Annotated in this window: 15 protein-coding genes; 3 read left to right on the top strand and 12 right to left on the bottom strand. The window is 53.8% G+C overall.

The features are described 5' to 3' along the window. Positions 1–45 precede the first annotated feature (45 nt). Genes lptG through AAG834_RS00490 form a run of 3 tightly spaced genes read right to left on the bottom strand, consistent with a single transcriptional unit; the run spans position 46 to position 2,409 of the window. Positions 46–1,116 carry an LPS export ABC transporter permease LptG gene (lptG, locus tag AAG834_RS00480; RefSeq protein ID WP_342030929.1) on the bottom strand — a complete coding sequence of 357 codons (1,071 nt, stop codon included), beginning with the start codon at positions 1,114–1,116 and terminating at the stop codon, positions 46–48. Further along, positions 1,113–2,228: an LPS export ABC transporter permease LptF gene (gene lptF, locus AAG834_RS00485; RefSeq protein ID WP_342030930.1), complete on the bottom strand. Its 1,116-nt coding sequence runs from the start codon at positions 2,226–2,228 to the stop codon at positions 1,113–1,115. Before lptF ends, lptG begins: the two co-directional genes overlap by 4 nt. Before the next feature lie 10 nt (positions 2,229–2,238). Continuing rightward, positions 2,239–2,409, bottom strand: coding sequence for a hypothetical protein (locus AAG834_RS00490; protein WP_159070296.1), 171 nt, complete (start codon positions 2,407–2,409; stop codon positions 2,239–2,241). Between AAG834_RS00490 and AAG834_RS00495 the strand changes: the two genes are divergently transcribed. Further along, positions 2,396–3,805: a leucyl aminopeptidase gene (locus AAG834_RS00495; protein ID WP_016688090.1), complete on the top strand. Its 1,410-nt coding sequence runs from the start codon at positions 2,396–2,398 to the stop codon at positions 3,803–3,805. The genes AAG834_RS00490 and AAG834_RS00495 overlap by 14 nt on opposite strands. A 107-nt stretch (positions 3,806–3,912) precedes the next feature. Here the strand turns inward: AAG834_RS00495 and AAG834_RS00500 are convergent, their stop codons facing one another. Further along, positions 3,913–4,275 carry a nuclear transport factor 2 family protein gene (locus tag AAG834_RS00500; protein ID WP_342030931.1) on the bottom strand — a complete coding sequence of 121 codons (363 nt, stop codon included), beginning with the start codon at positions 4,273–4,275 and terminating at the stop codon, positions 3,913–3,915. Between the two features lie 159 nt (positions 4,276–4,434). On the opposite strand from AAG834_RS00500, the gene AAG834_RS00505 reads away from it, so the two are divergent. Continuing rightward, on the top strand, positions 4,435–4,911 hold the full coding sequence (locus tag AAG834_RS00505; protein WP_342031009.1) for a cupin domain-containing protein: 477 nt from the start codon (positions 4,435–4,437) through the stop codon (positions 4,909–4,911). A 65-nt stretch (positions 4,912–4,976) separates the two neighbouring features. Here AAG834_RS00505 and AAG834_RS00510 read toward each other — a convergent pair whose 3' ends face one another. Next, the gene (locus tag AAG834_RS00510) at positions 4,977–5,123 is read right to left on the bottom strand and encodes a peptide chain release factor RF2 (protein ID WP_342031010.1); all 147 of its coding nucleotides are present in this window, start codon (positions 5,121–5,123) and stop codon (positions 4,977–4,979) included. 90 nt (positions 5,124–5,213) lie between these two features. On the opposite strand from AAG834_RS00510, the gene znuD reads away from it, so the two are divergent. Beyond that, entirely contained in the window at positions 5,214–7,502 is a 2,289-nt protein-coding gene (znuD, locus tag AAG834_RS00515) for a TonB-dependent zinc receptor ZnuD (protein WP_342030932.1), read from the top strand. 171 nt (positions 7,503–7,673) lie between these two features. Here znuD and AAG834_RS00520 read toward each other — a convergent pair whose 3' ends face one another. From AAG834_RS00520 to AAG834_RS00555, 7 genes are all read right to left on the bottom strand, one after another. Then, the gene (locus AAG834_RS00520) at positions 7,674–8,930 is read right to left on the bottom strand and encodes a D-amino acid dehydrogenase (RefSeq protein ID WP_342030933.1); all 1,257 of its coding nucleotides are present in this window, start codon (positions 8,928–8,930) and stop codon (positions 7,674–7,676) included. A gap of 180 nt (positions 8,931–9,110) precedes the next feature. Then, positions 9,111–10,502 carry an alanine/glycine:cation symporter family protein gene (locus AAG834_RS00525; RefSeq protein ID WP_003779074.1) on the bottom strand — a complete coding sequence of 464 codons (1,392 nt, stop codon included), beginning with the start codon at positions 10,500–10,502 and terminating at the stop codon, positions 9,111–9,113. A gap of 440 nt (positions 10,503–10,942) precedes the next feature. Beyond that, positions 10,943–11,611 (bottom strand): DUF3108 domain-containing protein, encoded by a 669-nt coding sequence (locus AAG834_RS00530; RefSeq protein ID WP_107813013.1) that lies wholly within the window; start codon positions 11,609–11,611, stop codon positions 10,943–10,945. 51 nt (positions 11,612–11,662) lie between these two features. After that, complete coding sequence (locus AAG834_RS00535; protein WP_107813012.1) at positions 11,663–12,700, bottom strand: hypothetical protein; 1,038 nt, start codon at positions 12,698–12,700, stop codon at positions 11,663–11,665. Between the two features lie 37 nt (positions 12,701–12,737). Further along, positions 12,738–13,364 (bottom strand): phosphoribosylglycinamide formyltransferase, encoded by a 627-nt coding sequence (purN, locus tag AAG834_RS00540; protein WP_107813011.1) that lies wholly within the window; start codon positions 13,362–13,364, stop codon positions 12,738–12,740. A gap of 294 nt (positions 13,365–13,658) precedes the next feature. Beyond that, the gene (locus AAG834_RS00550; protein ID WP_107813010.1) at positions 13,659–14,492 is read right to left on the bottom strand and encodes an FKBP-type peptidyl-prolyl cis-trans isomerase; all 834 of its coding nucleotides are present in this window, start codon (positions 14,490–14,492) and stop codon (positions 13,659–13,661) included. A 130-nt stretch (positions 14,493–14,622) separates the two neighbouring features. Next, positions 14,623–15,063, bottom strand: a complete 441-nt coding sequence (locus AAG834_RS00555; protein WP_342030934.1) for a DNA polymerase III subunit chi — start codon at positions 15,061–15,063, stop codon at positions 14,623–14,625. Positions 15,064–15,183: the final 120 nt, after the last annotated feature.

Here is a 15,183-nt window from a genome sequence, read left to right on the forward strand (position 1 = left end):
CGAATTGGAAGCTTAAATTTGCAAACTTTCCTCGTATTCTTGGGCTTAACGCCGCTCCTGCCTGCGTATCAGCCACACAGCGAGCAGGGCGAAGGCTATGGTGGGCAGTGCGCCGGCGAGGAAGGGCGGGACGCCGTAGAGTTGGCTGGTAAAGCCGAAGAGCCGTCCGGCGAAGTGGAACAGCAAGCCGAGGCAGATGCCGCCGAAGAGTTTCAAGCCGATATTGCCGTGGCGGGTGGTTTGCGGGGTGAAGGCGAAGGCGACGAGCGCCATCACCCAGGCGGCGACGGGGTAAACCAATTTGCGCCACCATGCGATGGCGTAGATTTGGGTGTTTTGGTTGTTGTTTTCGAGGTGGCTGATGTAGGTGGTCAGTTCACCGACGGACATTTGGTCGGGTTTGACGAGTAATACGTCCATCAGGTTGCGCTTGACGGCAATCGGCCAGTTTTCTTCGGCGGCGGTGGAGACTTCGACTTTGTCTTCGCCAAGTGTGCTGCGGCGGATGTTTTTCAACTGCCAACTGCCGTCGTTGTTTAAGACGGCGGATTCGGCTTCCGTTGCCTGCGTCAGCTCGTTTTTGTCGTTGCGCGCCCAAATTTTAATGCCCAGCAGGGTATGGTCGGGCAGCATTTCGCGCACGTTAATGATGCTGTTTTTTTCTTTGAGCCAAAGCCCAGTATTGCCGGTGCTGATTTTGCCGTTGATGGCGGCGGATTTGATGTTTTCGGCTTTTTGGCTGAGGACGGGGGCAATCCATTCGCCGAGCGCAGCGGTGGCGAGGGCGAAAATCAGTCCGAACTGCGACAGGATCAGCAGCAGCTTTTTGGTACTCATGCCGCTTGCTTTGATGACGGTCAGTTCGCTGCCGGCGGCAAGCTGGCTGAGGGACACGAGTCCGCCGATGAGGACGGCGAGGGGCATGAGTTCGTAGGCGCGCGCGGGCATCTGCATGAGGACGTATTGCGCCATGGTTGCGCCGTTATAGCTGCCTTTGCCTAAGTCGCCGACTTCGTTGATGATTTCAAAAAAGCTGTACAGGGCAAGGAAAGCGAGGAGGGCGTAAACCGCCATAACCGCCATTTGGCGGATGATGTAACGTGAAATCAGGTTCATTTTCCGCCTTTCAATGTCAGACTTTTGCCAACCGCCTGCCAGAAGGGCTGGCTGGGCATGCTGCGGACGCGCAGGAGTACGATGGCAATGGCGAACATGATGATGTGCATGGGCAGCAGTCCGAGCCAGAAATGGATTTTGCCGTCTTCCACGGCGTTGCGCAGGAAGGTCAGTCCGTTTTGGTAAATCAGGAAAAGCCCGATGGCGACGAGGATGTTGTAGGTGTGGCCGCTGCGCGGGTTGAAATAGGAAAGCGGCACGGCAAGCAGGCAGAGCAGGAGGACGCTGACGGTCAGCGAGATGCGCCACATCAATTCCGCCTGATGTTGCGGGTTGCTGCTGCCGATGAGCTGGGATGTCGGGATGGTGCGGCGGTGGGAAACGGGGTCGATGAGTTTGGGCGTGGTGCTGATAATCAGGCTGAGGTTTTGGAAGGAAACGCGGTTGTAGTCGGCTTTACCGGGCGTGCCGCTGTAACGGTAGCCGTTGCGCAGGTCGAGCGTGCGCTTGTTGTCGTTCAGCGAGAAATTGCCTTCTTTGGCGAAGATAATGTTGTCGTTGCCGTTTTTGTCTTGTTCGCGCAGGAACAGGTTTTTCATAATACCGGATTCGGTGTCGAAGGTTTCGACGAAGTAAACCCTGCCGTTGCGCTTGCCCAAACTGTTGAATTCGCCTGCTTCCACCATCGACAATTCTTGTTTCTGCTTGAGGATTTCGGCGTATTCGCGGCTGCGCAGTTCCGCCCACGGCATGACCCAAAGCTGCATGACGGCAATTAGAATGGCAAACGGTACGGCAAACTGCATGACGGGGCGTATCCATTGCCTCAACGCCAACCCGCAGGAGAGCCAGACCGACATTTCGCTGTCGCGCCAGTAGCGGGTCAATACGGTCAGCGTACTGATGAACGCGGTTAACACCAGCAAAAGCGGCGTCATGCCGATGACCCAGAAGCCGACCAATGCCAACACGGCATCAATGGCGACGCGCCCGTCGGCGGCACGTCCGAGCAGGTTGATTGCCTGCGTGGAGACCAACACCGCCAAGAGGACGACGAAAATGCCGACGGCGGTAAAAGAGAGTTCTTTGATGAAGTTTCTTTGATAAATCATAGAATCGCGGCTAGGAGCGGTAGCGGTTCGGCGCAGGCGGATTGTCTGCGCAAGGTTTCAGACGACCTCTCAAATGGAGTACAATCTTTCCAACCGTTTTCAGACGACCTCTTGATGCAAAGGGTCGTCTGAAACTACCCGAAACCATCTCAATCAGGAGAATAAACGTGGAATTTAGCACAAAAGCCGGAACCTTGCAGCCGCAACAGGCAGGCGCGCAGTTATTTGTCTGCACCGAAACCGCACAATTAAACCACCCGACCGCCCTTGCCCTTTTGTCTTCGCTTGAAGAAGGTCAAACTTTTGCCGACACCAAAATCCCGACGGACAACGGTTTGCAGGCAGTCGCGGTCGTCCGCCTCGAAAAAACCGACCGCGCCGCGCTGAACAAAGCCGCTGCCGAAGCCGCGAAATGGGCGCAAAATCAGGAAACGGTCAATGCGGACATCCATGCCTTCGATGAAGCGCAAGCCTCTGCCGTAGCCGAAGCCTTCGCCATCGCGTTCGGCAACGCCGCCTACCGTTTCGACCGCTACAAAAAAGAAGCCAAGCCCGCCAAATTCGCACAAGCCGTGTTCCACACCGCACACGAAGCCGCCGTCAAAGAAGCCCTGCGCATCACCGAAGCTCAGGTTTACGGACAAAGCCTCTGCCGCGATTTGGGCAACGCCGCGCCCAACGAATGCACGCCCGAATTTTTAGCGCGCACCGCCAAAGCCGAAGCCGAAAAACTGGGCGCACACGCCAAAATCATCGAAAAAGACTACATCAAAGAAAACATGGGTTCGTTTTGGTCGGTCGCCAAAGGCAGCGTGGAAGACCCCTATCTGATTGAATTGAGCTACTTCGGCGCTGCCGACAAAGAAGCCGCCCCCGTCGTCCTAGTCGGCAAAGGCATTACCTTCGATACAGGCGGCATCTCCCTCAAACCCGGTCTGAACATGGACGAAATGAAGTTTGACATGTGCGGCGCGGCAACCGTCATCAGCACCTTCTGCGCCGCCGTCAAACTGCAACTGCCGATCAACCTCATCGCCGTCGTCGCCACTTGCGAAAACATGCCTTCCGGCGCGGCAAACAAACCGGGGGACGTCGTGAAAAGCATGAAAGGCCTGACGATTGAAGTGTTGAACACCGATGCCGAAGGTCGTCTGATTTTGTGCGACGCGCTCACTTACGCCGAGCAGTTCAAGCCCAAAGCCGTCATCGACGTTGCCACCTTGACCGGCGCGTGCATCATTGCCTTGGGTCATGACGTCAGCGGCGTGATGGGCAACAATCAGGATTTGGTCGACAGCCTGCTCGCCGCCTCCCGCAACGTGGACGACAAAGCATGGCAACTGCCGCTCTTCGAGACTTACAAAGATCAGCTCAAATCCAATTTCGCCGACATCCCCAACATCGGCACGCCCGGCGCAGGCACGATTACCGCCGCCACCTTCCTGTCTTACTTCACCGAAGACTACCCGTGGGCGCACCTCGACATCGCGGGTACGGCATGGAAATCCGGCAGCGAAAAAGGCGCGACCGGCCGCCCCGTTCCCCTGTTGCTGAACTATCTGCGCAACGTGAAATAAGCCTTGACGCCTGCGGGGCAAAGCAACCGCCCCCGCAGGTCGTCTGAAAACGGAACCGCATCAACTAATGCAGGCTGTCCGAAAACAAATAGAGTTTGGTAATTCAATTATGCAGCGTTGTTGTTCATCGTCCAGCAGTCGGTAATCTTACCGTCTTTGATTTTCAAGAAATCCGTACCGACTTTGACGGCGGTTTGGTTGCCGAATTTAGCGGTTACACGCCAATAGGCGGAAATTATGTCGCCGTCGTGGAACGGACCAAGCACAATTTCATAATGCAGATCTGCTTTAGCACGAATAGTGGCTATCCAAGCCTTTGCGCTGGCGATGTCAGTTATGGGCGCAGGTGGCGGAGTTGAATCAGCGGTCAGATGTGCTTTGAAATCGTTTGACAACAGTTCGTCAGCAATATTGAGATTGCCATTCCACATCTGTGTCCATGCAGTATAGATTTTTTGTGTTTCGGTCATGTTTTTGTCTTTTAATGATGTTGAGTAATAGGGAACATCCTGTGCTGAAAAGCTAGGCAATGATGCTATGTAATATTACCTATCGTCAATATTGATACAAAAGCTACCTGAATGCAGCCTACGATTTATCTGACACAACCCAACAAACGGAGAACCATGATGAAACCGCTATTTGCCGCATTGTCCGTCGCCTTTGTGCTCGGCACGACCGTCAGCGTTCACGCCGCAGAACAGGCGAAACCGACCGACCGCAGCGTCCAAGTGTATAAAAAAGCCGACTTGGCAGAGTGGAACCGCGAAAACGCAGCCGGAGGCAAAGACCCGCTGCTCGGACGTTTTGCCTTCAACCGCCATCAAACCGCCGCCCAAGACGCGTTTAGGGAAATCGGCTGGCTGACCCTGCCGCCGGGCGCATCCATCGGCGAACATAAACACACCGACAACGAAGACGTTTACATCATCGTCTCGGGCAAAGGCGTGTTCACCGACAGCACGGGCAAACAGACCCCAGTCGGCGCCGGCGACATCACCATCGCCCGCCCCGGCCAGTCCCATGCTTTGAAGAACATCGGCAAAGAGCCGCTGGTATTCCTTGACCTGATTGCTGAAACTGCTGCTGCCCAAACAGCCAAATAGCAGTCATCAAACCGTAAAGGTCGTCTGAAAACCATATTGCGTTTTCAGACGACCTTTTTTGCTGTTTAAGCAACATGATTCGTTCCAAGCAAACGGGGGGATGACGCGCTGCCGCTGTTTCCGTCTTTTTTATCATTTTCAAGATATTGGGTTTCAGACGACCTTTGGTCTTCGCTGTTTGTATGGGCTTGGGTTTGGCTGTTTTGCCGCACCAAATGCGATTCGCTTCTTGAATTCTTGTCATATTAATGATGTGATGTTATATAATAACAATTTATTTGAAATATGACGGGAAACCTAAAATGACACCAACCACGCTTAAACCTATTGTTTTATCTATTCTTTTAATCAGTTCCCCCATTCTCGCCCAAGCGCATGAAACCGAGCAGACGGTGGACTTGGAAACGGTCAACGTCGTCGGTAAAAGCCATCCGCGCGCTACTTCGGGGCTGCTGCACACTTCGACCGCCTCCGACAAAATCATTGCCGGCGATACTTTGCGGCAAAAAGCCGTCAATCTCGGCGACGCGCTCAACGGCGTGCCGGGCATCCATGCTTCGCAATACGGCGGCGGCGCGTCCGCGCCTGTGATACGCGGGCAGACGGGCAGACGGATTAAAGTGTTGAACCATCACGGCGAAACGGGCGACATGGCGGATTTCTCGCCCGACCATGCCCTGATGGTGGACACCGCCTTGTCGCAACAGGTTGAAATCCTGCGCGGACCGGTAACGCTGTTGTACAGCTCGGGCAATGTGGCGGGTTTGGTGGATGTTGCCGACGAGAAAATCCCTGAAAAAATGCCTGAAAACGGCGTATCGGGAGAACTCGGGCTGCGTTTGAGCAGCGGCAATCTGGAAAAACTCACATCCGGCGGCATCAACGTCGGACTGGGCAAAAACTTCGTGTTGCACACGGAAGGGCTGTACCGCAAATCGGGCGACTACTCTGTACCGCGTTACCGCAAGGAAGAAGGTCGTCTGAAACGCCTGCCCGACAGCCATGCCGATTCGCAAACGGGCAGCATCGGGCTGTCTTGGGTGGGTGAGAAAGGCTTTATCGGCGCGGCGTACAGCGACCGTCGCGACCGCTACGGCCTGCCTGCGCACAGTCATCTCTACGACGACTGCCACGCCGACATCATCTGGCAGAAGAGTTTGATTAACAAACGCTATTTGCAGCTTTATCCGCACCTGCTGACCGAAGAAGACATCGATTACGACAATCCGGGCTTAAGCTGCGGCTTCCACGACGACGATAATGCACACGCGCATACCCACAGCGGCAGACCGTGGATAGACCTGCGCAACAAACGCTACGAAATCCGCGCCGAATGGAAGCAGCCGCTCCCCGGTTTCGAAGCCCTGCGCGTACACCTGAACCGCAACGACTACCGCCACGACGAAAAAGCGGGCGATGCGGTGGAAAACTTCTTTAAAAACAAAACGCAAAATGCCCGCATCGAATTGCGCCACCTGCCCATAGGTCGTCTGAAAGGCAGTTGGGGCGTGCAATACCTCACCCAAAAATCCAGCGCGCTTTCCGCCATTCCCGAAACCGTCCAACAGCCGATGCTGATCGACAACGATGTGCATCATTACAGCTTTTTCGGCGTAGAACAGGCAAATTGGGACAACTTCTCGCTTGAAGGCGGCGTACGCGTGGAAAAACAAAAAGCCGCCATTCAGTACGACAAGGCATTGATTGATCGGGAAAACTACTACAACCAACCCTTGCCCGACCTCGGCGCGCACCGCCAAACCGCCCGCTCGTTCGCGCTTTCCGGCAACTGGTATTTCTCGCCCCAACACAAACTCAGCCTGACCGCCTCCCATCAGGAACGCCTGCCGTCAACGCAAGAGCTGTACGCACACGGCAAACACGTCGCCACCAACACCTTTGAAGTCGGCAACAAACACCTCAACAAAGAGCGTTCCAACAATATCGAACTTGCGCTGGGCTATGAAGGCGACCGCTGGCAATACAATCTGGCACTCTACCGCAACCGCTTCGGCAACTACATCTACGCCCAAACCTTAAACGACGGACGCGGTCCCAAATCTATCGAAGACGACAGTGAAATGAAGCTCGTGCGCTACAACCAATCCGGCGCAGACTTCTACGGCGCGGAAGGAGAAATCTTCTTCAAACCCACGCCGCGCTACCGCATCGGACTGTCCGGCGACTACGTCAGAGGTCGTCTGAAAAACCTTCCGTCGCTGCCCGGCAGGGAAGACGCCTACGGCAACCGCCCACTCATTGCCCAAGCCGACCAAAACGCCCCGCGCGTTCCCGCCGCACGGCTCGGCCTCCACCTGAATGCCGCGCTGACCGACCGCATCGATGCCCATCTCGACTACTACCGCGTGTTTGCCCAAAACAAACTCGCCCGCTACGAAACGCGTACGCCCGGACACCATATGCTTAACCTCGGTGCAAACTACCGCCGCCGCACCGGCTACGGCGAGTGGAATTGGTATGTCAAAGCAGACAACCTGTTCAACCAATCCGTTTACGCCCACAGCAGCTTCCTGTCCGACACCCCGCAAATGGGACGCAGCTTCACCGGCGGCGTGAACTTTAAGTTTTAAACGAGACAGATTTCTTGCGAAACCTTAAATGTTTCCAAAGGCTGAAAGTCAAGTTTGCTTTTGGGGATGTCGGGTTTCGTGGGGATGTGAGAAAGGTCGTCTGAAAACTATATTGCGTTTTCAGACGACCTTTAAGTTTGTAGTGCCGCTCAAACCTTATCGGTTGAAAGCTCAAGACGGATAGCGCGACAGGCTCAAGTCGTCGCTGCGGATTTCGGTGTCTTTGCCGCACACGATATCGGCGGTCAATTTTGCCGAGCCCAGCGACATGGTCCAGCCCAAAGTGCCGTGACCTGTATTCAGGAACAGGTTGTCAAAGCGGGTGCGGCCGATTAGCGGCGTGCTGTCGGGCGTCATCGGTCTGAGTCCGCTCCAGAACAATGCCTGATTCAAGTCGCCGCCTTCGGGGAATAAATCGTTGACGACCAAAGCCAGCGTTTCGCGGCGTTTTTCGGACAGTTTGATTTCGTAGCCGGACAATTCCGCCATGCCGCCGACGCGGATTCTGTTGTCGAATCGTGTGATGGCGACTTTGTAACTTTCGTCCAAAACGGTGGAAACCGGCGCGCCGTCTGCGTTTGTGACGGGCAGGGTCAAGGAATAGCCTTTGATGGGATAAATGGGCAGATTGAGGTCCAACTGCGCCAAAACCGTCCTGCTGAAGCAGCCGAGCGCGCAGACGAAGGCATCTGCTTCAAACCGTTCTGTTTCGGTTTCCACTGCGCTGATGCGCTGGCCGTTGTGTTCGATGCGGCGGATGGTTCGGTTGAAATGGAACTGTACGCCTTTTTCCAGACACAGTTTGTACAGGTTTTGGGTGAAAAGGTGGCAGTCGCCGGTCGCATCCGCAGGCAGGTGCAGACCGCCGGCAATTTTGGCGGTAACGCGTGCAAGTGCAGGCTCGAATTCTGCGCATTCTTCGGGTTTCAGACGACGGTAGGGTACGCCGTACCGTTCCAAAACGGTAATGTCTTGTTCTGCCGCTTCGACTTCTTTGGCTTGGCGGAAAATCTGCAAAGTTCCTTTTTTGCGTCCTTCGAAATTCATGCCGGTTTGCGCTTCAAAACGGCGGAACATTTCACGGCTGTATTCGGAAATCCTGACCATGCGCTCTTTGTTGATTTGATAGCGGGATGCCGTGCAGTTTTGCAGCATTTGCCACAGCCATTCGACTTGATACAGGCTGCCGTCGGGGCGGAACAGCAGGGGAGGATGGCTTTTAAACAGCCATTTCAGTGCTTTGGCCGGAATGCCGGGTGCCGCCCAAGGCGTGGTATAGCCGTAAGAGAGCTGGCCCGCATTGGCGAAACTGGTTTCCATTGCCACGCCTTCGGCGCGGTCGATTACCGTTACCTCATGTCCGGCTTCCGCCAGATACCACGCGCAAGATACGCCGGCAACTCCGGCACCTAAAACAAGCACTTTCATTTTGTTCCTCCGCCGACTGGTTTGATATAGTGGATTAAATTTAAATCAGGACAAGACGACGAAGCCGCAGACAGTACAGATAGTACGGCAAGGCGAGGCAACGCCGTACTGGTTTAAAGTTAATCCACTATAAATACAGATATCGGGTCGTCTGAAACACCTTTCAGACGACCTCAGGCATCAATGCGGCAACGCTCCGTCTTTGACTTTCTGTTTGAAGTCGCGCGTTTCGTTGACGATGACTTTAATCATCAAAAGGAGTGCGATCAGGTTGGGCAACGCCATCAGACCGTTGAACGTATCCGAAGCCAGCCATACCAAATCAAGGCTCAAGACTGTACCCAGCATGACGGAAGAGACATAACCGACGCGGTACAAACCGGCAAACTTCTCGCCGAATACATAAACCGCGCATTTCTCCCCGTAATAGCACCAGCCCAAAATGGTTGAGTAAGCGAAGAAAATCAGACCGATGGTGACAATCCAGCCGCCGATGCCGGGCAGCATTTTTTGGAAGGTGACGGTCGTCAGTGCCGCGCCGCTCAATTCAGGTTTGACAAACTCGCCGCCCGCGCCGAGCAGGCCCATCACCAAAATGATGCCGGTAATCGAACAAACGACGATGGTGTCCAAAAACGTACCGGTCATGGAAACCAATGCCTGACGGACGGGATGGTCGGTTTTCGCGGCTGCGGCGGCAATCGGTGCAGAACCCATGCCCGCTTCGTTGGAGAACACGCCGCGCGCCACGCCGTAGCGGATTACCGTGCCGATAGCGCCTCCCGCCACTGCCTGCGCGCTAAACGCATCGGAGAAAATCAGCTTGACGGCAGGCACCAGCGCATCGGAATTGATGACGATAATGGAAATACCGCCCACCACATAAAACACCGCCATAGCGGGTACGATGAAAGAAGCGGCTTTGGCGATGCCTTTAATACCGCCCAAAACGACGATGGCAGTCAGAACCGTCAACGTAATGCCGGTATAGACAGGTTCGACGCCGAAGCTCGTCTGAACCGCTTGAGCGACCGAGTTGGACTGTACGGAGCTGCCGATGCCGAACGAAGCGAATGTGCCGAATAAAGCGAACGCCAACGCCATCCATTTCCAGTTTTTACCCAAACCGTTTTCGATGTAATACATAGGGCCGCCGGACATTTCGCCTTTGGAGTTGGTCACGCGGTATTTCACCGCCAACACGCCTTCGCCGTATTTGGTCGCCATGCCGAAAACGGCGGTCATCCACATCCAAAATACCGCGCCCGGGCCGCCGGTCACTACGGCAGTCGCCACGCCGGCGATATTGCCCGTGCCGATGGTGGCGGACAGGGCGGTCATCAAAGCGGCGAAATGGGAAATATCGCCTTCATGGTCTTCGCCGTCTTCATGCTTCTTTGACGGAACGAAAGCCTGCTTCAGCGCATAGCCCAACATGGTGAATTGCAAGCCTTTCAGCATGACGGTCAGCAAAATGCCCGTGCCGACCAGCAGCACCAGCATGACAGGCCCCCAGACCCAGCCGCTGATGGTTTCAAAAAAGGCTTTGAGATTGTCTAAAAACCATTGCATGAGTTTCTCCTTTGTCTGTTTTATATTTTTTACGCACTACTATTTTTTGTAGTGTCATGTAATTTCAGCACAGAATGTTCAAGAATACAATATCTCTCTTTTTGAAAAGATTTTCGATGTCATACCTTAAACGGCGGCTAAATCAGTTAGAACATATTGTTTACAATCTGAAAAATAATGTGAATACAGCTTAAGCCTGCCAGTCTGTAAACGCATATCTTTCAACTAAAAAATCGCAGGTTGTCTGAAAAATGGCGGTCGCTTTTTGAGAAAAATACGCCATAGGCGAATCGCTATGGCGTGAGGGTTGAAAAGTCATGTGTGCGGCAATAAAAAACTGCACCTTAACGGGTTGGAAGGAATATCCAACTTTTTAGGTGCAGTTCAGTTTTCAGACGACCTTTGGGAAACGGTCGGTCATTTGGGATGGTGTGTCGCCGTTATGGTTTGACGGCTTTGCCGTCGATGGTGACGGATGTGAGTTTGAGGTCGTAAGTTTTGCCGTCGTCGGTGTATTTGATTTCGGCAGGGATGTTGTTGAAGGCGGGGGCGAACGAATAGGTGACGGTGTCGTCGCCGCGCTTGACACGGTATTTGTTGACTGTGGTGGTGCCGCCGCCGATTTTGTAGTTTTCGCTGCCGACTTTGGTCATGCCGCTGACGGGGTAGAGTTTTTTGCCGTTGGTAATGTTCAGACCGGACGGCAGGTGGGCATCGTTGGCGGCAAGCTGCCAAGCCAGTGTAAAGAGGTCGAGTGTCGTGCCGCTTGATTTAGCGGTTTCGCTCGAGCCGGCTTTGCCGTATGTGATGCTGTTGCCGCTGAATTTGGCTTCGGCATAGAGTTTGCCACCGCGGACGTCTTTATAGTATTTGGGACGGAGGGTGTTGCCGCTGATGGTGCCGCCGGATTCGAAGCGGATGCTGTACATCGGGACTTTGATTCTGGAAACGATGGTGTATTGGTTGCCGCTGCGGGTGAAGGTCATGGTGGCGGGGATGCCGTAGCTGCCGGAATATTTCAGGGTGGCTGATTTGGGCAGCTCTGCGGCATAGACGCTTGTGGCGCTCAGGACGAGACCGGCGGCGATAAGCAAGGCTGGTGTTTTCATGATATTTCCTCCTGTTTTGGGTCGTCTGAAAGGGTTTCAGACGAGCTTGGTTTATTGGAGATTGCCCGAACCGAACATAAATTCTATCTGGCTTTGGTAATGGCTGTTGCCGTTGCGTTTGTCGAAGTCGGCGGCAAGCTCGTGGGCATGTTTCGCCGCATCTTCGTCAAAGGGGTAGAGTGCGATGAGGTAGTCCAAATAGAGCATATTGTCGTTTTGGGCATGTTGAATAATGGCGTCGCCGTGCCGGTTCATCAAGTCGAGGGCGCGTTGCGACTGTCCGAGTTTGTAAGCCAGTTGGGAGAAGAGGGGAATAAGACGGACGAAAATTTCGTCTTCTTCGGCGTTGATTTTATCTATGGCTTCATCCAAAAGACGCTCTGCTTCGGGATATTTGCCCAGCCGTATCATGCTGTCGATGGCGGGATGGTAGGTAATATGCGGCACTTCGGCGCAGGTCATTTCGCCCGTTAAGATGGGTTGGGCGGTGTCGATGGCTTTTTGATACTGTCCGATGAAATGGTAGAAGTTGACTTGTTCGGTCTGTTCGCACGCGGGACAGTCGGAAAATTCGTCTGTCGCGGTTTGCTGCCATTTTTGGAAATTTTCTTTGGCGGCGGTGTGGTCTCCGGTCAGGATGTTTTGCAGCATCAGGGTTTTATAAAATGATGAAAGACTGAACCGCATGTTTTCATAGTGGTAGCGCATTGTTTCGTTCGCTTCCTCGATTTCCTTTTTGTCGATAAAGAGGTCGCGGGCGAGCGTGGGAATGATCCATTTGAATTTCCACTGGCAATCGATTAAATCGTAGAAGCCTTCGGGAAAGCCGTCGTCTTCAGGATGCTGCTCGTAGCTTTCGTCACAGCGGTCCAAGTGATGGTCGATCAGCCAGTTTAGGCAGTGCAGCTTGAAACCGGGTGAAAAGGAATGGTTGCTGAGTACGTCGCCGACAACAAAATTGCACAATGCCAACGTTGTTTCAGGGTTGTTTTTGAGGCTTTGGTTGAATAAATCGATAGCTTTGCTTTGGCGTTGACGGTAGTCGGATTCGGAAATGATATCCAAAAGGGTCAACTGGTTTTGGCTCATGGTTTTTCCTTATGTGGTACTGCTGCTTAGGCGGAGATTACGCGAGCAGGGTTTGTCCTTCGGCGTTGCGTTCTGAATTGAATACGCGGTTGCCTTCGATTTTCAGACGACCTGCAACGAAATCGGCAACGGCTTGCGGGAATAGGCGGTGTTCGACTTTAAGGACGCGGGCGGCAACGTCGTCGGGCGTGTCGCCATCAAGTATCGGCACGATGCCTTGCGAGATAACCGGACCGCAGTCCAGCTCGGGGGTCACGAAGTGGATGGTGCAGCCTGCGACGCGGCAGCCGGCTTCAAGGGCGCGTTCGTGGGTATGCAGGCCGGTGAAGGCGGGGAGGATGGACGGGTGGATGTTGATCAGGCGGTTTTGGTAATGGGCGCAGAATTCGGGCGTGAGGATGCGCATAAAGCCTGCGAGGACGACCAAATCAGGTTGATAGGCATCGATTTTCTCCATCATGGCTTGGTCGAAAGCAAGGCGGCTGGGGAAGTCTTTGTGGTTGAGGCTGTCGGTAACGATGCCGCGCTCGGCTGCCCAAGCCAGACCGGCAGCGGTTTCGCTGTTGCTGAGGACGGCGGCGATGCGGGCGTCGGGAATGGCGGCATTGACGATGGCCTGCATATTGCTGCCGCGGCCGGAGATAAGGATAACGATGTTTTTCATGGGGTCGGTTGTATTAGGTTGGTACGTTTTATTGTATAGCAAAACAAAATCGGAATGCTATGGCGCGGGTTTATTGGGGGTTTGATGGGATAGGAGGTCGTCTGAAACGGGGTAAACCATGTTTTGCGAATATATAGTGGATTAAATTTAAATCAGGACAAGGCGACGAAGCCGCAGACAGTACAGATAGTACGACAAGGCGAGGCAACGCCGTACTGGTTTAAAGTTAATCCACTATACAGAACAGAAATGCCCGAAACGGATTCGGTTCGGGCATCGGGTTAAAGCGCAGGCTTATTGGACTTTTTGAATGTCAACTTGACCGGGAGCGGGTTGGAAATCTTCGGGTTTGCCGATTTTAACCAGCTTCACGTCGAATACCAAAGTGGAATTCGGACCGATTTTTCCGCCTGGCATGACTTGGTCGCGGTAGGCGAGTTTGGACGGGATGTAGAAGGTGGCTTCGCTGCCTTCTTTCAAGAGTTGGATGCCTTCGGCCCAGCCGGGGATGACTTGGCTGACGGGGAAGGTGACAGGACCGCCGGCTTTGCTGCTGTCGAAGACGGTACCGTCAATCAGGCGGCCTTCGTATTCGACAACGACGATGTCGTCTTTTTTAGGCTGTTTGCCGTCACCTTCTTTGGTAATTTTGTATTGCAGGCCGGAAGCAGTGGTTTTCACGCCTTCTTTAGTGGCGTTTTCTTTGAGGAACGCTTCGCCTTTTTCCAAGTTGGCTTTGGCGTCAGCCTGAAGTTTTTCCGCCGCTTTGGCTTGTTGTTCTTTCAGGAATTTCATCATGACTTCTTGTGCTTGGACTTCAGTCATTTTGCTTTCTTTGCCGTCATAAGAGGCTTGCAAGGCTTCGATGAAGACTTTCATGTCGATTTCCGCGCCCTGATCCTTCATTTGTTTCAGGGAGCTGCCGATGTCCATACCCATTGCGTAGCTGGCTTGTTGGACCGGTGTGCCGATAGAGGATGCGTCTTTTGCGGCAGATGCGCCGGAAGCTGCGGATGCCGATGCGGGCGCAGAGGCTGAAGCAGGTGTATTGGCGTCTTTTTTGTCGCAGGCGGTCAGTGCCAATGCGGCAGCGATTGCCAATGCGCTGAATTTGAAAGTTTTGTTCATGATGTTTTCGTCTTTTAAAAGGGGTCAGTAAAGGAAAGTCGGGATTATAGCCCAGTTTGAATCAAAAGGAATCAAGGCTGTTTAAATTTTCGGCTTATCGTGTAAAGCCGTTTTCAGACGACCTTGGATTTTAGGCTTTACCTGTCATATTGTGGTGTTCGATAGAAAAGCCGCTTTTTTTGTATGCGCTGAAGCGTTCGCGGGCGTCGGCGAGTTCTTCCAGACTGCTGCCTACGATTTCAAGCACGCGGGCGGGAATGACAGGGGCTTCGTTCCAAAAGTCGGGAGAGAGATTGAGGATGGTAGCATTTTCAGGGACGGCGGGCAGGGTGTCGCCGAACGCGAGCCATACGGGTGTTTCAGACGACATGGGTTGGTCGGGTTGCCAAATTTCATGCGGAATGAAGCTTTCGGGAATTTGCTGCCAAAGGTCGCGGTCGAGGCGGCGGATGGTTTCATCGGAATCCGACCAGACCAATATCTGCCCGCCGTCGCGTATGGCGCGCGCAATCAGGCGGCAGGCGAAGGCGGCGGGGTCGGCGGCGTGGGTGTAGAAAGTGGCTTTAGGCATGATGCACGGGGCAGGGGAGGAAATGGGGGATTATAGTGAAAACGTTGTGAAAGGGCTATGGTAGGGCTGCCTTACCGGCTTGGTTATTAAACGTATTGATCAGCCGTCTCCTGCCTGCGT

Source organism: Neisseria sp. Marseille-Q2251, assembly GCF_940793045.1.
Classification (GTDB): Bacteria; Pseudomonadota; Gammaproteobacteria; order Burkholderiales; family Neisseriaceae; genus Neisseria.